The sequence below is a fragment of the Lactiplantibacillus songbeiensis genome, assembly GCF_005405125.1.
GTDB classification, from domain to species: Bacteria; Bacillota; Bacilli; order Lactobacillales; family Lactobacillaceae; genus Lactiplantibacillus; species Lactiplantibacillus songbeiensis.
In genome coordinates this window covers 1-19,350 of record NZ_BJDL01000038.1, presented here as the reverse complement: position 1 = coordinate 19,350, position 19,350 = coordinate 1, and the positions used below count along the sequence as shown (strand labels likewise).

Annotated in this window: 19 protein-coding genes and 1 other RNA gene; 16 read left to right on the top strand and 4 right to left on the bottom strand. The window is 43.5% G+C overall.

Annotated elements, in window-relative coordinates; all coding sequences use genetic code 11:
- The first annotated feature begins 530 nt into the window (after nucleotides 1-530).
- Nucleotides 531-3,152: a bifunctional lysylphosphatidylglycerol flippase/synthetase MprF gene (mprF, locus tag FFM77_RS13360; RefSeq protein ID WP_137636268.1), complete on the top strand. Its 2,622-nt coding sequence runs from the start codon at nucleotides 531-533 to the stop codon at nucleotides 3,150-3,152.
- Nucleotides 3,153-3,215: 63 nt separating this feature from the next.
- Here mprF and FFM77_RS13355 read toward each other — a convergent pair whose 3' ends face one another.
- From FFM77_RS13355 to FFM77_RS13340, 4 genes are all read right to left on the bottom strand, one after another.
- Nucleotides 3,216-3,791: an LOG family protein gene (locus tag FFM77_RS13355; protein ID WP_137636267.1), complete on the bottom strand. Its 576-nt coding sequence runs from the start codon at nucleotides 3,789-3,791 to the stop codon at nucleotides 3,216-3,218.
- A gap of 79 nt (nucleotides 3,792-3,870) precedes the next feature.
- On the bottom strand, nucleotides 3,871-4,881 hold the full coding sequence (gene nrdF / locus FFM77_RS13350) for a class 1b ribonucleoside-diphosphate reductase subunit beta (protein ID WP_137636266.1): 1,011 nt from the start codon (nucleotides 4,879-4,881) through the stop codon (nucleotides 3,871-3,873).
- A gap of 29 nt (nucleotides 4,882-4,910) precedes the next feature.
- Complete coding sequence (gene nrdE, locus FFM77_RS13345; protein ID WP_137636265.1) at nucleotides 4,911-7,079, bottom strand: class 1b ribonucleoside-diphosphate reductase subunit alpha; 2,169 nt, start codon at nucleotides 7,077-7,079, stop codon at nucleotides 4,911-4,913.
- Nucleotides 7,080-7,205: 126 nt separating this feature from the next.
- The gene (locus FFM77_RS13340; RefSeq protein WP_137636264.1) at nucleotides 7,206-7,436 is read right to left on the bottom strand and encodes a redoxin NrdH; all 231 of its coding nucleotides are present in this window, start codon (nucleotides 7,434-7,436) and stop codon (nucleotides 7,206-7,208) included.
- 225 nt (nucleotides 7,437-7,661) lie between these two features.
- Between FFM77_RS13340 and FFM77_RS13335 the strand changes: the two genes are divergently transcribed.
- The 15 genes from FFM77_RS13335 (at nucleotide 7,662) to galE (ending at nucleotide 19,194) form a co-directional block, all read left to right on the top strand.
- The gene (locus FFM77_RS13335) at nucleotides 7,662-8,270 is read left to right on the top strand and encodes a class I SAM-dependent methyltransferase (protein WP_137636263.1); all 609 of its coding nucleotides are present in this window, start codon (nucleotides 7,662-7,664) and stop codon (nucleotides 8,268-8,270) included.
- A gap of 1 nt (nucleotide 8,271) precedes the next feature.
- Entirely contained in the window at nucleotides 8,272-8,778 is a 507-nt protein-coding gene (tadA, locus tag FFM77_RS13330; RefSeq protein ID WP_223876847.1) for a tRNA adenosine(34) deaminase TadA, read from the top strand.
- A gap of 53 nt (nucleotides 8,779-8,831) precedes the next feature.
- Nucleotides 8,832-8,918, top strand: an RNA gene (gene ffs / locus FFM77_RS13325) — signal recognition particle sRNA small type.
- Between the two features lie 387 nt (nucleotides 8,919-9,305).
- The gene (gene dnaX, locus FFM77_RS13320; RefSeq protein ID WP_137636262.1) at nucleotides 9,306-11,000 is read left to right on the top strand and encodes a DNA polymerase III subunit gamma/tau; all 1,695 of its coding nucleotides are present in this window, start codon (nucleotides 9,306-9,308) and stop codon (nucleotides 10,998-11,000) included.
- Nucleotides 11,001-11,022: 22 nt separating this feature from the next.
- On the top strand, nucleotides 11,023-11,331 hold the full coding sequence (locus FFM77_RS13315) for a YbaB/EbfC family nucleoid-associated protein (RefSeq protein ID WP_137636261.1): 309 nt from the start codon (nucleotides 11,023-11,025) through the stop codon (nucleotides 11,329-11,331).
- Nucleotides 11,332-11,358: 27 nt separating this feature from the next.
- The gene (recR, locus tag FFM77_RS13310; protein WP_137636260.1) at nucleotides 11,359-11,958 is read left to right on the top strand and encodes a recombination mediator RecR; all 600 of its coding nucleotides are present in this window, start codon (nucleotides 11,359-11,361) and stop codon (nucleotides 11,956-11,958) included.
- Nucleotides 11,959-11,975: 17 nt separating this feature from the next.
- Nucleotides 11,976-12,227, top strand: coding sequence for a YaaL family protein (locus tag FFM77_RS13305; RefSeq protein WP_137636270.1), 252 nt, complete (start codon nucleotides 11,976-11,978; stop codon nucleotides 12,225-12,227).
- 178 nt (nucleotides 12,228-12,405) lie between these two features.
- Nucleotides 12,406-13,071 carry a dTMP kinase gene (tmk, locus tag FFM77_RS13300; protein WP_137636269.1) on the top strand — a complete coding sequence of 222 codons (666 nt, stop codon included), beginning with the start codon at nucleotides 12,406-12,408 and terminating at the stop codon, nucleotides 13,069-13,071.
- Entirely contained in the window at nucleotides 13,068-13,397 is a 330-nt protein-coding gene (locus FFM77_RS13295; protein WP_137636259.1) for a cyclic-di-AMP receptor, read from the top strand. Before tmk ends, FFM77_RS13295 begins: the two co-directional genes overlap by 4 nt.
- Before the next feature lie 17 nt (nucleotides 13,398-13,414).
- Nucleotides 13,415-14,425 (top strand): DNA polymerase III subunit delta', encoded by a 1,011-nt coding sequence (gene holB, locus FFM77_RS13290; RefSeq protein WP_137636258.1) that lies wholly within the window; start codon nucleotides 13,415-13,417, stop codon nucleotides 14,423-14,425.
- Nucleotides 14,426-14,449: 24 nt separating this feature from the next.
- Complete coding sequence (locus FFM77_RS13285; protein WP_137636257.1) at nucleotides 14,450-14,797, top strand: DNA replication initiation control protein YabA; 348 nt, start codon at nucleotides 14,450-14,452, stop codon at nucleotides 14,795-14,797.
- Between the two features lie 15 nt (nucleotides 14,798-14,812).
- The gene (rsmI, locus tag FFM77_RS13280; RefSeq protein WP_137636256.1) at nucleotides 14,813-15,691 is read left to right on the top strand and encodes a 16S rRNA (cytidine(1402)-2'-O)-methyltransferase; all 879 of its coding nucleotides are present in this window, start codon (nucleotides 14,813-14,815) and stop codon (nucleotides 15,689-15,691) included.
- Between the two features lie 16 nt (nucleotides 15,692-15,707).
- Nucleotides 15,708-16,493 carry an acyl-[acyl-carrier-protein] thioesterase gene (locus FFM77_RS13275; protein ID WP_137636255.1) on the top strand — a complete coding sequence of 262 codons (786 nt, stop codon included), beginning with the start codon at nucleotides 15,708-15,710 and terminating at the stop codon, nucleotides 16,491-16,493.
- Between the two features lie 355 nt (nucleotides 16,494-16,848).
- Entirely contained in the window at nucleotides 16,849-18,000 is a 1,152-nt protein-coding gene (locus FFM77_RS13270) for an RNA-guided endonuclease InsQ/TnpB family protein (protein ID WP_137636254.1), read from the top strand.
- A gap of 198 nt (nucleotides 18,001-18,198) precedes the next feature.
- On the top strand, nucleotides 18,199-19,194 hold the full coding sequence (gene galE, locus FFM77_RS13265) for a UDP-glucose 4-epimerase GalE (RefSeq protein ID WP_137636253.1): 996 nt from the start codon (nucleotides 18,199-18,201) through the stop codon (nucleotides 19,192-19,194).
- The last annotated feature ends 156 nt before the right edge of the window (nucleotides 19,195-19,350 follow it).

Here is a 19,350-nt window from a genome sequence, read left to right as displayed (position 1 = left end):
GAGGATGTGTCCTTTTAGTTTACACAAAAATTGGTGTTGATGGGAAATCCATCAACACCAAATATTGTAGAACCATTTTTAATTGCTGTCGATGGCCACAGCTGGAATTCGGGTACAATTCAGGTACAGAATTTTTTGTACCCGAATTTTCAACTGATGTGATTGAATACTGGGCATGCTAATAGGTAACAGAGCGTTGTCTTAATTAAGTCGTTTAACTTTAGTTAGGGTTGCCGCCTGTCGGGTGGTTCCTAAAACGCTGGAACGCCATGGGCCATTTTAAAGCCAAATGACGGTTTTCAAAACTAGACTTGGTCTAACCAGAATCGCAAATTCCCTTGACTGGGATTGGATTAAACATATTCGTGAGAAAGGCCACTCATTTGCGTAGTTATAGACAACGGGGAACTTACTAACCAACGATCCAAGTCGTGATTGGTTAAGATTAAGGTCGAAATATTAGTGGTCGGTTGTGTAAATCCAGTAAGATTGCGATAATAGGAACAATCAGATTATTGGGGGAATGATTTTTGAAAGCAACGCTGCAAAAACTAGGTGCCATGATCAATAAACGGATGGGAATTATCAAAGCTATTTTTATTTTCTCCGTATTATTGTTTGTGATCACTGAAGTCGGTAAGATTGCGAAGGAAGTTTCTGGGGCTGAATTAGGTGTTGCCCTGGCCTCGCAAAGCTGGTGGCATCTATTAAGTATGGTTATCATCGGGATGATTGCGGTGACGCCGATGTTGACCTATGACGTGATGATTACTAAGTTTTTACCGGACCACTATACGTCAGCATATATTGCTAAAGCTGGGTGGATCACGAATACATTTACAAATATTGGTGGCTTTGGTGGTGTCTTAGGAGCTTCATTACGGGCTAATTTTTATAATAAAGGGGCAACTAAAAAACAAATTGTCTTTGCGATTTCAAAAATTGCGCTTTTTCTAGTTTCGGGACTATCACTATATTGTATGATCTCACTGGTTTTGGTGTATGGTTTTGGCATTGGCCGAGTCTATGATAGTTACTGGATCTGGCTAGTGGGTGGCGCGATTTATTTCCCAGCTATTTTTATCTTTACCCGACTGAATGATTCAGAATTTTTCGATGGGCTAACATTAGGAAACGTTGTACGCCTGTTAAGTGGCTCGTTTGGTGAGTGGACGGGATGTGTGCTGTTCTTCTTACTGATCGGGAACTTTATGGGCCTGCCGATTGATTTTGCGGCGGTCGTGCCGTTATTTGTGATTGCCTCCGTTGTTGGGGAAGTTTCGATGGTTCCTGGCGGGATTGGGTCGTTTGATGTCTTCATGATCTTCGGGCTAGGTGCGGTCGGTGTTTCACGGCCAGATGCGGTGGCCTGGTTGCTCTTTTATCGGCTGTTCTACTATATTATTCCGTTTGCACTAGGCTTAGGACTATTTATCCATGATATGGGTCATCGGATTAATGCGCGGTTGGAAGGCATTCCTCGGGTAGCAATTCAACGGGTGGCGCAAATGACCTTGACCGTATTCTTGTATTTGTCGGGTTTCTTGATGTTGCTTATGTCGACCGTACCTAATTTTGCCTATAATAACAAACTCTTTTTACGAGTCTACCCGTTTACGTTCTTCTTTATTAATCAGGCCAGCAGTATCATCATGGCCTTCTTATTGATTGGGGTCGCTTTAGGGACGGCTGGTCGGGTTAAAAGAGCTTTCTGGCCAACTGTGATCGTTTTATTGATTGCCATTTTAAATACGATTCGCTGGCTCGTGGTTTATGATGCGATTTCGTTGAAGTTTATTATTTTCTTGGTGATTATTTTGGCACTTGTCGCTTTATCTCGCAAAGCGTATTATCGCCAACGCTTAGCTTTTTCTTGGGGGCAAACGTTGTGGGTTGGCTGTGTCTATGTCGTGACTTTTGTGCTGTATACCATTGTCGGGGTCTACAATGCGCCTCAAATCCATCATCGCCATGCGATCCCATCGGCATTGTTCTTCCCGTCGCAAAAATTGTGGGTCATCGGGGTCATCGGGCTGGTCTTAGCAGCGTTAATTCTAGTGGCGATGGATCGCTATTTTGCTAGTGGTCATAATCCGCACTTGGGTGAAACCTTGGATATTGCTCGGGTCCGCCAAGTGATTACGACGTATGGTGGCAATGAAATCTCGCAACTGGCGTTCTTGAATGACAAATTAGTTTACTACTATCAGGTGGACGGTGTTGACCAGCTTGTCTTTTTATACCAACAGAAGGCTGATAAGCTGATTTTAATGGGTGAGCCGTTTGGTAACCAGGACTACTTGCAGCCGGCCTTAGAACAGCTCATGGACGACGCTGACAGTGATGGCTATTCGTTAGTCTTTTATGAGATTAGTGAAACTTTAACGATGCGGCTACATGAAATGGGCTTTGACTTTATCAAGACGGGTGAAGAAGGTCATGTGAAGTTGGCCGACTTTAGTTTGGCTGGTAAGCGGCTGCGGGGAGAACGCGCCTTGATGAATAAGTTTGCGCGTGAGCAATATACTTTTAAAGTTTTACAGCCACCGTTTGATGATGCCACGATGACTGCTTTACGATCAGTTTCAGATAGCTGGTTGCAGGGTGAGTCGGAAAAAGGTTTTTCGTTAGGCTTCTTTGATGAGACCTATTTAAACCAAGCCCCCATTGCCGTGGTTTATGATCCGAAGCAGGTTATCGTAGCATTTGCGAACCTTATGCCACAAGGAAATCAGGATGTGGCTTCGATTGACTTGATGCGGTCGAGTCAAGCCGCACCATCGGGGATCATGGACACTGTCTTTGTCCATCTCTTTGAGCAAGCTCGCGATCAGGGATACACGAGTTTTAACATGGGGATGGCGCCTTTAGCCGGAGTCGGGGTCTCGCGGTATAGTTTTATTCAGGAAAAGATTGCGCATTTGATCTATGAATATGGCTATCAATTGTATGGTTTTCAAGGGTTACGCTCCTATAAAGAAAAATATGTAACGGATTGGGCGCCGAAATACATCGCTTATCGCAAACGTAATTCGTTGATCTTTACGGTCTTACAGTTATTACAAGTTGTGAATACGCGTGTTAAAGGGCCTCATGGTCATCATGTCTTCCTAGTGCCAAAGTGGTTACAGAATTTAAATCATCGCCGTTAATTCGGTGGTCGAAAAGGTCGCTAATGATTGGGAGATGCCCAGTCATTAGCGACCTTTTTTAATTTAATTGGTGTATTTAGGTGGTAGAACATGCTTAAAGGTTTGGAAGCCTGTAAAAATTTCCGGTAACGTCTTACCGTCAATAAAGAGATCCAAGTTTTCAGTGGGTGCGAAGCCCATCTTAGTACTCATCTTCATCATGGTGACCATGGGATCGTAAAAACCGTCGATATTATATAACGCAATTGGTTTTTGATGGATATCCATCTGGCTCCAAGACAGCATTTGTAAGAACTCTTCGAAAGTTCCAAAGCCACCTGGTAAGACAATGAAGGCGTCCGCTAAATGCAGCATTTTTTCTTTCCGTTCGTTCATTGTCTTAGTTTCGATAAACGTGGTGACGTTCTTTAAAGCCAAACCCCGTTCAACCAGGAAACGGGGGATGATGCCGATGACGCGGCCACCGGCATCCAGCGTCGCAGTCGCGACTTTTCCCATCAAGCCATGATCGCCACCACCGTAGACGAGTTGATAGTCATTTTCAGCTAAATATTGGCCTAAAGCGACCGTCTTTGCGGCATACTTAGGGTCGAGGCCCGAGTTTGAACCGCAAAAAACACAGATATTATGAATTGCCATTGAAAAACCTCCAATTTAAAATTTATCACAAAAAACGCACGACTCTAGTGAGCCGCGCGTTTTTTACCCTTAATGACGCTTATTCGTCAGGGTTACCGATATCATAATCGGTGTCTTGCATGGCTTCAACTTGACCTAACCGGTAACCATTCCCAACTTGTGAGAAGAAGTCATGGTTTGAGGTCCCTGTTGAAATCCCATTCATGACGACCGGATTAACATCATCGGCGGTATCTGGGAAGAGCGCATCTTGGCCTAAGTTCATCAAAGCCTTGTTAGCGTTGTAGCGACTAAAGGTTAAGACTTCATCGGACCAGCCGACTTGGTCATAAACCAAATGCACATAGTTTTCTTCGTTTTCGTAGAGTTTGTAGAGAAAGTCAAACATCCAGTCTTTGAAGGCCGCTTGTTCTTTTTCAGAACGTTCTTTAAAGCCTAATTGGAATTTATAGCCAATATAAGTCCCATGAACACTTTCGTCCCGTAAAATCAATTTGATGATTTCAGCGACGTTTGGCAATTGGTTATGCCCCAAATAATAAAGTGGGGTATAGAAGCCTGAATAAAATAAGAAGGTTTCTAGAAAGACGTTGGCAACCTTTTGCTTTAAAGGATCTTCATCTAAATTATCATAGAGTTTGTAGATCCATTGAGCCTTGTTTTGTAAATATTCTTCACTGTCACTCCAGTCAAAGATTTCATTGATCTCATCTGGGGTGTTCAAAGTTTCGAAGATGGTCGAATAACTCTTCGCATGAACGGATTCCATAAATTGAATATTGTTTAAAACCGCCGTTTCATGGGATGTGACAACATGACGACGTAAAGATTGTAACCCATCTTGTGATTGTAACGTATCTAATAATGTTAACCCACCAAAGACGTGGCCAACCACCCAACGATGATCGTCATCCAAGTTACGCCAATCTGACATATCGTTAGAAACTGGAATCCGTGTATCTAACCAGAATTGTTCCGTTAATTTTTCCCAAGTACTTTTATCAATTGCATCTGAAACCTGATCCCAGTTAATCGCTTTATAGTTGCCATTACTGAGCAATTTTTGGTAGTAAGCCAAATCTGTTGCCATAACTAGTGTCCTCCTAAAAATCTAATGTCTTAAATGACGCAGCTTTCACATTCATTGACGCCGACTTCACTGTCGTCATCGGTAAAGGTCCGAATGTAGTAGATCGACTTGATCCCCTTGCGATGAGCGTAGTTCCGCAAAATGTTTAAGTCACGCGTGGTCATCTTGTCAGTACGGCCGTCTTTCCATTCATATAAGCCGGCTGGAATTGTCGAGCGCATAAAGAGTGTTAAGCTCATGCCTTGGTCCACATGTTGTTGAGCCGCTGCATAGACATCAATGACTTTTCGCATATCAGTATCATAAGCTGACTTATAATAGTTAATTGTATCATTAGAAAGGTAAGGAGCGGGATAATATATCTTACCAATTTTCTTTTCTTGTCGTTCTTCGACCCGATTAATGATTGGGTGCAAACTAGCAGTCGTGTCATTGATATAAGAAATTGATCCATTTGGTGCGACGGCCATCCGATTTTGATGGTAGAGTCCGTCACGCATGACAGCAACTTTTAAAGCTTCCCAGTCTGCTTGTGTTGGAATCTTAATTCCAGCAAATAGTTCAGCGGTCTTGGCGTACTTAGGTTGCCAAGCTTGCTCTGTATACTTGTCGAAATAAGAGCCGTCCGCATACTTCGACTTGTCAAAGTTAACGAAGGTTTCATGGCGTTCACGGGCAATTTCATTCGAGGCTTTTAACGTCCAGTAGTTTAAGAGTAAGAAGTAGATATTGGTGAAATCAACCGCTTCTTTACAGCCGTATTCCAAATGGTTCTTGGCAAAGTAGGCGTGTAAGCCCATGGCCCCTAAACCAATCGTGTGGGCTTGATGGTTTCCCTTTTGAATCGAAGGAACCACGTCAACGTTAGAATTGTCAGTGACAAAGGTTAATGCCCGCACCATCGCTTCAACCGAGTGACCAAAGTCAGGTGATTGCATTAAGTTGACGATATTAGTGGAACCAAGGTTACAACTAATATCGGTTCCAAGTTTTTCGTATTCTTGTTGGTCGTTAATTAATGATGGTGTTTGGACCTGCATGACTTCTGAACACAAATTACTCATCACAATCTTACCATCAATCGGGTTTTCCCGGTTGGCCGTATCGATGTTCACGACATAAGGATAGCCGGATTCTTGTTGTAATTTACTGATTTCATTTTCCAAGTCCCGAGCTTTGACCTTCGTCTTTTTGATATTCGGGTTTTTGACCATGTTGTCATATTCTTTAGTCAGATCAACGTAAGAGAATGGCATGCCGTATTCACGTTCGACCCCATAAGGACTGAATAAATACATATCAGCATCCGCACGAATCAGTTCGTAATATTTATCAGGTACCGTGACTCCTAGGGACAACGTCTTTAACCGGATCTTTTCGTCAGCGTTTTCTTTCTTAGCGGATAAAAAGGCCATGATATCTGGGTGGAAGACGCTTAAGTAAACGACCCCAGCACCTTGGCGTTGACCTAATTGATTGGAGTAAGAGAAGCTGTCTTCCAATAACTTCATGACTGGCACCACGCCACTAGCGGCACCATCAATGTGTTTGATGGGATCGCCGGCGCCCCGTAAGTTGCTGAGGTTAATGCCGACCCCGCCGCCGATTCGAGAAAGTTGTAATGCGGAGTTAATAGTCCGGCCAATGGCATTCATGTCATCAGTAGACTGAATCAAGAAGCACGAAATCAATTCACCACGCCGTGACCGGCCAGCATTTAAAAAGCTCGGCGTTGCTGGTTGGTAACGTTGATGGATAATCTCATCAGCGAGATCCATGGCTAGCTGTGGATCGCCATCAGCAAAGTAGAGGGCGTTCATGGCCACGCGGTCAATATAGTTTTCCAAATAGTAATCGCCGTCGTTAGTCTTTAAGGCATATTGGGCGTAAAACTTGTATGCTGCCATGAAGGTCTTAAAATGAAAGTCTTGGGATTTCAAGTAGGCGTATAGTTTTTCAATAAAGGCAAAATCATATTTGGCAATAAAGCCGGTTTCCAAATAGTCATGCGTTTCCAAATAATCGAAACGGTCTTTTAAGCTAGCAAAAGTTTTTGTGTTGGGTTGGACGTTTTGAACGAGAAACGCGGCTAATGCTTCTTGATCTTTATTTAATGGAATCTGGTTATCAATTGGAATATTGATTTCGTTGTTTAGATCATAGTAGGTAACATCCGCAGGCAAATTTTTTAAAGACATGAGGACTCCTCTTTCTCTCTGATTTTGACGGAAAATGGACGACCCACAATCAGTAGACAACTATTGATTGTGGGTCGGCATTATTCATTAACAAAAGTATGTAGCAACACAAAAAAGCGTTGACCACTAAACGGCAAGTTGCTTCAATGCATCGGGGCGGAAGCCGGCGATACTACTTTCACCATTGATTTCAACTACTGGGACGGCTTGGAAGCCTTGGTCTTTTAAGTAGTCGACATATTCAGGGTTAACATTGATATTTTTTTCTTCAAAGGCAATGTGATGAGCCGTTAAGAATTTCTTGGTCATCTTGCATTGCATACAATTATTTTTTGTAAATACAGTAATTTTTTTCATAATGAGTTCCACCTTTAATTCGTTTAATCGATAAATTTAGTATACAACATGCTATGGAAATTGCAATCAAAAAACACAATATCTAGTAGCTTTGAAAATGACTAGCTACTAGATATTGTGTTAGGGTCGGTGTTTAGCCGTAAATTAATTTTATTTAAAAAGTTTGTCGTTTGTTCCTAGAATCAGTTATCATAGAACTAACCTAAAAATTAGAGGAAACAATTAATGACTAATTACTATTATACACACAATCCAGAAGTTGTGCATGACGAAAAACAATGGAATTTTGAAATTTTTGATCACGACTTTAAGTTCACCACGGACAATGGGGTCTTCTCCAAACGGACCGTTGATTACGGTTCGCGAACTTTATTAGCGGCGTTTGATCCAGCTGGGTTACCAGCCGGCCCGTTCCTTGATCTAGGTACAGGCTATGGGCCCATTGGCATGGCCTTGGCCTTCCAATCACCAGAGCGAACTGTCGAGATGGTTGATGTGAATGAGTTGGCCTTGAGTTTAGCGCGTAAGAATACGGCGTTGAATCAATTGACCAATGTATCGGTCTATACGTCAGATGTTTACGACCAAGTGACGCGCCAAGACTATGCGGCCATCGTGACGAATCCGCCGGTACGTGCGGGGAAAGCTGTCGTCGATGCGATGTTGACCGGAGCGTTAACGCATTTAGTTGACCACGGTACGCTGACGGTTGTCTTACAAAAAAAGCAAGGGGCCCCGTCGGCTAAAAAATTAATGACGGCGACTTTTGGTAATTGTCAGATTATTAAAAAAGACAAAGGCTACTATATTTTACAGAGTGTAAAGGAGGGATAACGTGACAGCAGCTAATCCAGAGAAGTGGATGCGTGAAGCGTTGCAGGAAGCTAAGATGGCGTATTTGATCGGTGAAGTCCCGATTGGTGCCGTCGTCGTGTACCATGACGAAATTATTGGTCGGGGTCATAATCTGCGTGAGCATGGTCAAGACGCTACCTTACATGCGGAAGTGTTAGCCATTCAAGAAGCTTGTGAATATTTGCATAGTTGGCGTTTAGAAGATTGTCAACTCTATGTCACGTTGGAACCATGCATTATGTGTAGCGGGGCGATTATCAATGCCCGTATTCCGGAAGTTTATTATGGTGCGCGTGATCCTAAGGCGGGAGCAGTGCATAGTTTGTATCAGTTGTTGAGTGATGATCGGTTGAATCATCAAGTGGCCGTACATGAACGGATCTTAGCCCGGCCGGCCGGTGAGATGCTGCAACGGTTCTTCCGTGATATTCGCGAACGGCAGAAGGCGGCTAAAAAAGCGCGACGGGCCGCTAATGAAAAAAATTAGGCGGATGGCTGGCAATCTTTGGCTAAATCATGTATTATAGTATTTGCCGCAAGGCCTTAAGGCAAGGGTGGATTTACGAATCGTGTCAGGTCCGGAAGGAAGCAGCACTAAGTTTGCTTCATCTTGTGCCTTAAGTTTTTATGAAATGTAACAGCTCTTAGCCTTTTGGTTGAGAGCTTTTTATTTAAATTGAAATGTTTGTTAAAAATAATAGTGTTCATTGGGGTATTAGTTGGATTAGGCTTGCCACTCTGGTTGGACCAGAATCGGCTGGAACGTGGTGGCCACGTTTATGAGCCAAGGGGCGGTCTCATAAGCCGGGCTTTATCTAAGTCGGAAAAGTACCGACTAAGATAAACGACACCACTGAGCCAATTCTGGCCCGCCCGGCGTTAAAGGTCGGCTATTTATGATTATTTCTTTTAACCAGTAATCTTGGCCAGTAGATGACAGTCATAATCAGCACCAAGTGATAATGATTTAATTAGCAAGGTTTATAAAGCATTAGTTAAGAAAGGAAGATTCGCGTGTATCGGGCATTATATCGGGTATGGCGGCCGCAACGGTTTGATGAAATCGTTGGGCAGCAAATGATTACGCAGACACTAAAAAATGCCATTATGACCCATCAGACGAGTCATGCGTATTTATTCACTGGTCCGCGGGGAACCGGGAAAACGTCGGCGGCAAAAATTTTTGCGAAGGCGTTGAACTGTCATCATTTAGTGGATGGTGAACCGTGTAATGAATGTGCGACATGTACGGCCATTACGAAAGGTCAACTGAATGATGTCATCGAAATTGATGCGGCTTCTAATAATGGAGTTGAAGAGATTCGGGATATTCGGGATAAGGCAAAATATGCGCCGACGGAAGCCGACTATAAAGTCTACATTATTGATGAAGTTCATATGTTATCAACGGGGGCTTTCAATGCCTTGTTAAAGACGTTGGAAGAACCGCCGGCCAATGTGATTTTTATTTTAGCGACGACTGAACCGCATAAGATTCCGTTAACGATTATTTCGCGGACCCAACGGTTTGATTTTCGGCGGATTACTGCCAAGGATAGCTATGAACGTATGGTCTATATCTTGGACCAAAAAAAGGTCGATTATGATGAAAAGGCGTTGCGGGTCATCGCCCAAGCGGCAGAAGGCGGGATGCGTGATGCGTTGAGCATTTTAGACCAGGTTATTTCCTTTGGTGATAATACGGTGACTTTGGATGATGCGTTGACGGTAACTGGCAGTGTGACGAAGAAGCTGATTGCGGATTATATGGAAGAAGTGACCAACCATGTGACGAAACCCGCTTTGGAAACGATGCGGCAAATCTTACAAGAAGGTAAAGATGCGAACCGCTTTATCGAAGATTTGATTAGTTACACGCGGGATGTGCTATTGTATCAACAAGCTCCTGAAATGGTCGATAGTGTGGCCATGGGTGAAAATGATCAACGTTTCGCCGACTTTGCTAAGTCGATCGATGCAGAAGTCTTGTATCAAATGATCAAAACGTTAAATGACATTCAACAACAGATGCGTTTTACCACCCATCCAGATGTTTATTTGGAAGTCATGACGGTTAAGTTATCGCAATTGGACGGTACAGCCTCGGCAACGGCGGCACCTGCTAAAGCTGCAGATGATGCGGTGGTGCAACAGTTAGCAACGAAGGTTGATCAACTCCAAACGGCCTTACAAAACTTGAAGGCCCAAGGGGGAACCGCTAGTCCAGCGAAACCGGCTCGGGTTAAACCGACGACTAATGGCGGGCCAACAATTAAAAAGGTCAATGTGAGCCAGATCTACCCAATCCTAGGGGCGGCCACTAAGCCCGACTTGATGAAGGTCCGGGAAGTATGGTCAGATCTCATGAATATTTTGAGTATTACGCAGCGAGCGTTAATGCATGTTTCCCAACCAGTAGCGGCGAGTGATGAAGGCGTCGTGGTTGCGTTTGACTATCCATTCCTCTATCAAAAAGCGATTGATAATCAAGAGTTGATGGATGCTCTAGGGAATGGACTCGATCGGTTAATGGGTACGGCGCCTAAGATTGTTTGCGTCCCCAAAGAACAATGGCCGCAAATTCGGCATGACTATTTGGAGACCCACCAACCGGAAGTAGCGTCACAACCAGCGACCCCAGCGAAACCGGCCGTTGTTGATCAGGCTCAGCAGTTATTCGGTGATTTAGTAGAAGTTAAAACAGATTAAAAGTTGAAAGGAATTGATTAAGATGATGCGTGGTATGGGTAATATGCAAAATATGATGAAACAAATGAAAAAGATGCAGGCACAAATGACGGCAGAACAAGCCGCTTTAAATGAAACAACTTTCACGGGGACAGCGCCTGATGACATGGTTAAAGTCACTGTTTCTGGTGAAAAGAAGGTTCAAGATATTACGATTAACCCCGCTGCCGTCGATCCTGATGACGTGGACATGTTACAAGATTTGGTGTTAGCCGCAGTTAACGATGCGTTAGCTCAAGTTGATGCGAAGACACAAAGCACGATGGGAAAGTATACCAAGGGCTTACAGTAAGCCTGTAACGGATAGTGAGGTCCAACAATGCAATATCCAGAACCAATTGCGAAGTTAATTGACAGTTACATGAAGTTACCAGGAATTGGTGGTAAAACAGCAACGCGGTTAGCCTTTTATACCATTGATATGGATGGCGATGATGTGACAGAATTTGCGAAGTCACTAGTGGCAGCGAAACGTGACCTGCATTTTTGCAGTATTTGTGGCAACATCACCGAAGATGATCCGTGTGTGATCTGTAAAGATAAATCACGTGATCAAAGTACGGTTTTAGTTGTTGAAGAAGCTAAAGATGTTATGGCGATGGAGAAGATTAAAGAATATCAAGGCCTCTACCATGTCTTACACGGGGTGTTATCGCCAGTGGATGGCAAGGGTCCGGAAGATATTAACATTGCCAGCTTACTCAAACGATTGCAAAAAAATGATGCGATTAAAGAAGTGATTATTGCGACCAATGCCACACCAGAAGGGGAAGCGACCGCGATGTATATCTCGCGGTTAGTTAAGCCAGCTGGTATCAAAGTGACGCGTTTAGCGCATGGCTTGTCCGTTGGTAGTGATATTCAATATGCTGATGAGATGACGTTATTCAAGGCGGTTGAAGGCCGACAAGAAATGTAAATTAGGTGGCGAGACTAATCTTTAAGCAACGAAAAAAGATCAAACAGGCAAAAGCAGTCTATGACCAACAATTATTACTGTTGCTAGATGCAGCTAAAGTTGATTGGGATCGGGCCAAGCAAAATGAGCAAGCAATCTATGATAACAATACGAATGAACTCGTGACGCAAACGGCGTTAGCCCGGGCTAAATATTTATACTTATACCGTGAGGCACGCCGCCGTGCGGTTCATGGTCACCGAATTCAACAATCGGTGATTGACAACTAAGGTGAGTGTTAAAACTGTTGGTCAACTGACCACAGTTTTTTTTTACAATTCAGTAAAAAACACAATTGCTAGTGGTGGTTGCGGTAAAATAAGCCTAGACTTGGTAGGTTCAGTATTAGACAGGTCTGTCAGAATCAAGTACAATTATGACAACTACGACTTTTAGATGGGATTGGGAATTGTGACTGGAAAATTAATTACGTTTGAAGGACCCGATGGCGCCGGGAAAACATCCGCCTTAAATGCGATTGTAGCTAAAATCAAGCCGCAACTAGGAGACCGTTTAGTTGTGACCCGGGAGCCCGGGGGAAATCGCATCTCAGAAGCGATTCGGCAACTCATTTTAGACCGACAAAATACGGCGATGGATGATCGGACTGAAGCCTTATTGTATGCTGCAGCGCGGCGACAACACATTGTCCAAAAGATTTTACCAGCGTTGCAAGCTGATCAGTTAGTCTTATGTGATCGCTTTATTGATAGCTCAATTGCGTATCAAGGCGCTGGTCGCGGGATTGGCGAACAAGCAGTGGCTGAGATGAATCAATTTGCCACAGAAGGTTTAACGCCAGACTTGACGTTATATTTTGACGTAGATGCCGCGGTAGGGCTGAAACGGATTCAGACCCATCGGCAAGATGAGATCAATCGGTTGGATGTTGAAGCGCTGAGCTTTCATCACCGGGTTCAAGCGGCTTATTTACAACTACTGGCACAGTTTCCAGCGCGGATTAAACGGGTCGATGCTAGTCAACCGTTAGATGTGGTGGTAGCACAGAGCCTCGCAATTTTAACAACCCAGTTACCAACTTACTTTAAAGCTGAAGGGAAGTCGAAATTATGAAATTAATTATTGCGATTGTCCAAGATAAAGATAGTAATCGATTAAGTAATCAATTTATTGAAGCCAACGTTCGGGCCACTAAATTATCCACTACGGGTGGTTTCTTACGGTCCGGCAATACCACCTTTATGATTGGGATTGAAGACGAGCGCGTGGACACTGTCTTGGCCATGATTAAGGAAACGAGTCATGCGCGTGATCAATTTATGACACCGCCAGTGAACTTGGATGTGACGATGGATGGCGCTTCTGCTTATCCCGTGGAAGTTCAAGTTGGCGGGGCCACTGTCTTCGTCTTACCGATTGAACAGTTTCATCAATTTTAAAAGGTCGGGTGGAGTTAATGACAATTGCCAGCTCATTGGCAGCGAAACAACCGCGATTATTAGCGGCATTCAAACATATTATTGCGCAGAATCATCTAGCCCATGCTTATTTATTTGCTGGGATGGAAGGCGCCGGTCAAAGTGAATTGGCTACTTGGATTGCGCAACGGCTATTTTGTCGACACGTGGTAGATGGTGAACCGGATGGAACTTGCGAGGAGTGTACGCGCATCGCTACCGGCCAACATCCAGATATCGTCATGGTGGCGCCGACTGGCCAGCGAATCCATGTTGATCAAGTCCGGTACTTAAAAGCGGAATTTTCAAAAAGTGCGGTCGAAGGCAATCGCAAACTTTTCATTATTAAAGATGCGGAACTGATGACAGCTAGTGCCGCCAATAGTTTATTAAAATTCATTGAAGAACCCAGTGGTAACGTGACGGCGTTATTATTAACGACTAACAAGCAATTATTATTGCCAACAATTATTTCGCGGACTCAGGTCATTGAATTTCCGCCACTGCCGGCTAAGGTCTTGCAGCAGACGTTTGAAGCGGCTGGTATTCCAGCCAAACAAGCGCAAATGTTGCGACACTTGACCAATAGTGTGACTCAGGCACAGGCCCTGTTAGTCGATGATTGGTTGCCACAAGCTAGTGAACATCTTTGGCAGTGGTTCCAGCAAGTGGTTAAGGGCGATGCGCGGAGCTTTGTTGGCGTTCAGACAACCTTAGTGGGCTTGGCGAAAGAGCATGAGCAACAATTAGTGATGCTGGACTTGGTAGCGGCTTTATTTCAAGACCTTTTACAATTACATTTTCAAGTTGATACGGCGGCTGAGTTAAGTTTTGGGCAATATCAAAATGACTTAACTAAGTTGACCGAAACGTTGAATGATCAACAATTAGTGGTCGCTACTGAATTGGCGCTGACGGCTAAGCGTCAATTAGCTAGCAATATTAGTTTTCAGAATGTGTTAGAAGGATTAACGTTAAAGTTATGGCCGATTTTTAGACATAGCGCTTAAATAAAAGAAAACGAGGGTGAGTGTGTGGATAAGCGTGATTTATACGATAGTTTTGGCGATATGGAACAGCAAATGCAACAGATGCTTGATAAAATGGCACAACTACGGGCTGATATGACGACGGTACTCGAAAAAAATGCCGAGTTAGTCATTGAAAATGAACGGCTACGTGAACACATGGTTGAAATCGAAAATGAAACGCCTAAAAAATCGGGCAACACGACCACCCTTTCCAAATCACGCCAAAATTTAGAAAAATTATATGATGAAGGGTTCCATGTTTGCAATCAATTCTATGGTAAACGCCGCGATGATGATGAGTCATGTGTCTTTTGCTTGGAATTTATTTATGGTGAACGGGAACGGGCTTAACAAGGAGGTACCGATTTGCAGACGCAACAAAGCTTTGCTGATCATGCGGGCGTGGGCACGCTCTATTTAGTGCCAACCCCCATTGGCAATTTGCAAGATATGACGTATCGGGCCGTGGAAACATTAAAAACGGTCGACTTGATTGCGGCTGAAGATACGCGTAATACGCAAAAATTATTGAATCATTTTGAAATTACGACTAAACAAATTAGTTTTCATGAACATAATACGCAAGAACGTATTCCGCAATTTATTGAAAAATTACAGGCGGGGGTCACGCTGGCGCAAGTGAGTGACGCCGGAATGCCATCAATCAGCGATCCCGGGACGGAATTAGTCGCGGCTTGTGTGGCTCAGAATATTCCGGTGGTCCCGCTTCCGGGTGCTAATGCCGGTTTAACGGCTTTGATTGCTTCTGGATTAGTGCCGCAGCCCTTCTACTTTTATGGCTTCTTACCCCGTAAAAAGCAAGAGCAAAAGGCGGCCTTAACCGCGTTGGTACAACGGCAGGAAACGGTGATCTTATATGAATCGCCATTCCGAGTCGCTAAAACGTTAACCGCGTTAGCAACGGTCTGCGAACCTACCCGTCAGATTGTAGCCTGTCGTGAGCTGACTAAACGCTATGAAGAATTTGCCCGCGGAACGTTGGCTGAGATGATTACTTGGTCTCAGGATCATCAACTCAAAGGGGAGTTTGTCTTACTCATTAGCGGTAATCCTAATGAGCCAACGACAGCGCCCACGGATGAATTGGCTGAGTTGCCATTAAAAGCGCAAGTTGAGGCGCTAATTACGGCCGGTGATAAGCCAAATACTGCGATTAAGACGATTGCCAAACGGCGGCAAATGCAGCGGCAAGTGGTTTATAACGCGTTTCATGACATTAAGTAAGTATTCGGAGGACGAAATGGCAGGTTTAGGTGAACAAGCAAGTATCTACACTGAAGAACATCGGTTGACTTATTATGAATGTGACCGTACTGGCCGAGCGACTTTAGCGACATTAATCGATATTGCTATTTTAGCGTCGCAAGATCAAAGTGATGCACTGGGATTAACAACCGACTTCGTACAAAGCCATGGCGTCGGTTGGGTTGTGACGCAATATGCGATGACAATTACACGCATGCCGCGACTTGATGAGACGGTCACGTTAGCGGTCCGGGGGTCAGCTTACAATCCATATTTTGCTTATCGAGAATTTTGGATTCGTGATGCGGCTGGGCAAGAGTTGGCTTATATTACCAGTATCTGGGTGACGATGAGTCAAACGACGCGTCGGATTGTTAAAATTGATCCTGAACTAGTGGCGCCGTATCATTCAGAAGCGGTCAAACGGATTCCACGGTTGCCGCGACCGCTTCATTTTGAACCGACTGAGGCGACTTTGAGTAAGCCTTACCAAGTTCGGTTCTTTGATATCGATCCTAATCGGCATGTTAATAATGCGCACTATTTTGATTGGTTGTTAGATACGTTACCAGCAGACTTCTTGCTACAGCATAATTTAATGCAAGTAGATGTTCGTTACGAAAACGAAGTGAAGTATGGTCATACCGTGACGTCAGAAGTGAACATCTTACCAACGACTACGGATGGCACGGTTACGACCAGTCATCGGATTCGCGTGGGCGATGAAAAGTGTTGTGAAGTGACGATTAAATGGCAAGTGATTGCTGAGGCAGTTGAATAAGTTAGAATCGCTGAGGGCATAGGTTCTCGGCTTTTTTATTTGCTGAATCTTTAGGTCGGAATATGCTATGATAAGACTAATCTTTATAGGAGGAGGAAGATAACTGTTAGCTAAAATATAGTAAAACATGGTGTTTTATAGAAAAATACTCATATTATCTAAAGAAAGCAAACATGGAGTTGGATAGTATGGATATGATCACCACAATGCTCAGCCACCTTTGTATTAATCTTGTAAAGTAGGTATTGATTGTGTAAATTGGGGATTAGACTGAAATTATTATGCTATATTGATTAAGTAACGTAATGAATGATTGTTTACGCTAACTTTTGTCAATGTTGAGGTGCTTACTAGCATGATTAGAACTCAGAAAGTCAGATTATCTCCTAACAGTCATATGCGGATGGTGCTCAATAATTTGTGTAATTATCGACGGTATTGTTGGAATAAAGCAATGGCAACCTGGAATGAACTGTACGAAGCCTATTGCTTAAATGCTGACGATAATTCGAAACCTAATCAACGATTGGTGCGTAATGAATTAGTGGCAAATAAAGCCGATTGGCAATACGGGTTGTCAGCTCGGACCTTGCAATTAGCGGTTACTGATTTAGGAATTGCTTGGCAGAATTTCTTCGACCAAGCCCAGCCTGATTGGGGACGACCAAAGTTCAAGTCCAAGCGAGCACCGCGCCAAGGCTTCAAAACTGACCGTGCTAAGTTAGTCTCGGGTAAGTTACGGTTGGATAAGCCACATGGCGTCAAAAATTGGTACGACATTCGCTTCAATAAGCAGGTCGATTTAAGTGGAATCTTAAAGTCTGTTAGTATTTATTGTGAGAATGGTATTTATTGGGCTTGCTTGAATTTTGAAGTGACTATTGAACCGAAAATCAAGACCAATCAAGTGACAGCCGTGGATGTGAATATCGGCCACTTGAACTATACATTGGGTGTGTTAAAAACACTGCCCCTCAAGTTGATGCACTTGTACAACCGGATTAAATTCTATCAACGTCAGTTAGCACGTAAACGTCAGGTTAATGGGAAAAAGGCAACTAAAACGAAAGCTTATCTTGCAATGAAAAACAAGTTGCAGCGAGACTATCGTCAAGTTGTTGATTGCCAACATGACTTGATGCATAAGTTCACGACCATGTTGGTTACCCAGTTTGATACGATTGTAATTGAGGATTTAGCTGTGAAGAAAATGCAGATGACGCATGTCGCATCAAAAGGTCTGCATCGATCAATGTTTGGATATTTCCGTCAGCTACTAACTTATAAATGTCAATGGTATGGAAAAAAGTTGATCCTAGCAGATCGACTCTATCCATCAACACAACGTTGTTCGGTTTGCGGCTATATCAAACAAGGTGAAGAAAAGGTTGGCTTGCGAGGTAATCAACACCATGGTACTCGACATAACGAGTATGACTGTTACCATTGTGGGGCTAGACTTGAGCGCGACGAAAACGCTGTGGCTAATTTATTAGCTTTGATTTAAAAAATATAAAACGATGGGGCTGGCTTAGCCCTTAAACTATCATAGCTGGTCAATGTGGTATTTCTAACTAGGAATATTGGAATACTAACGTTATAACGGTAGTAAGCAAAATAAAGAAAGGAAACATGCAACCTTTCTGAATGTAGAAATCAGTAATACTTTTCTACATTTCTCCATGTTTTGCATAGCAGGTACACTATGTCAATTCTTGTATTAGGTGGGGCCGGCTATATCGGTTCACATATGGTCGATCGATTGGTTGAAAATGGCACATCAGTAATCGTCGTGGATAATCTCGTGACTGGGCATCGCGCAGCAATCAATCCAGCGGCTAAGTTTTATCAGGGGGACGTTCGGGACGCAGCTTTCTTGAATCAGGTTTTTGATCAAGAGAAAATCAGTGCAGTTGTGCATTTTGCGGCCTTTTCGATTGTTCCTGAATCAATGGCGAAACCTTTGAAGTACTTTGATAATAACACGGGTGGGATGATCACCTTACTTGAAGTGATGCAAGCACATGATGTTAAGCAGATTGTGTTCTCATCAACGGCGGCAACTTATGGGACCCCAGAACGGATTCCAATTAAGGAAACTGATCCACAGGAGCCAATTAACCCTTATGGTGCCAGCAAGCTAATGATGGAACACATTATGCATTGGGCAGATGTGGCTTATGGCATCAAATTTGTGGCTTTACGCTACTTTAACGTGGCTGGGGCTAAGCCAGATGGCAGTATTGGTGAAGATCATGGCCCTGAAACGCATTTAGTTCCGATTATTTTACAAGTTGCACAAGGTAAGCGGGATGAATTAAAGCTCTTTGGGGATGACTATCAAACGCCAGATGGGACGAACGTGCGCGATTATGTACACGTTTTGGACTTAGCTGATGCCCATATCTTAGCGTTGAAGTATTTAGCTGCCGGTAATGACAGTAATGCTTTCAATCTCGGTTCATCAACTGGTTTCTCAAACCGGCAGATGTTAGCCGCTGCACGGGAAGTGACTGGTCAACCAATTCCAGCCGTAATCGCACCACGGCGTCCTGGTGATCCAGATTCTTTAGTCGCAGCTAGTGATAAAGCGCGTCAAGTGCTTGGCTGGCAACCTAAGTATGATGATGTTAATGAAATCATCAAAACGGCGTGGGCTTGGACGCAGAAGCATCCTAATGGCTATGATGATCGTCAGTAGGTAATCAGATAGCAGTTGTCGTTTTATATTGAATAGTAGCTACAAAAAGGCACCCAGAAATGTTTAAATTTCTGAGTGCCTTTTTCTACGTCTTGTCAATAAGAATGTTATTAAATAAACGATTCATGATAAAAATATAGGGCATTGGTTCGGTGA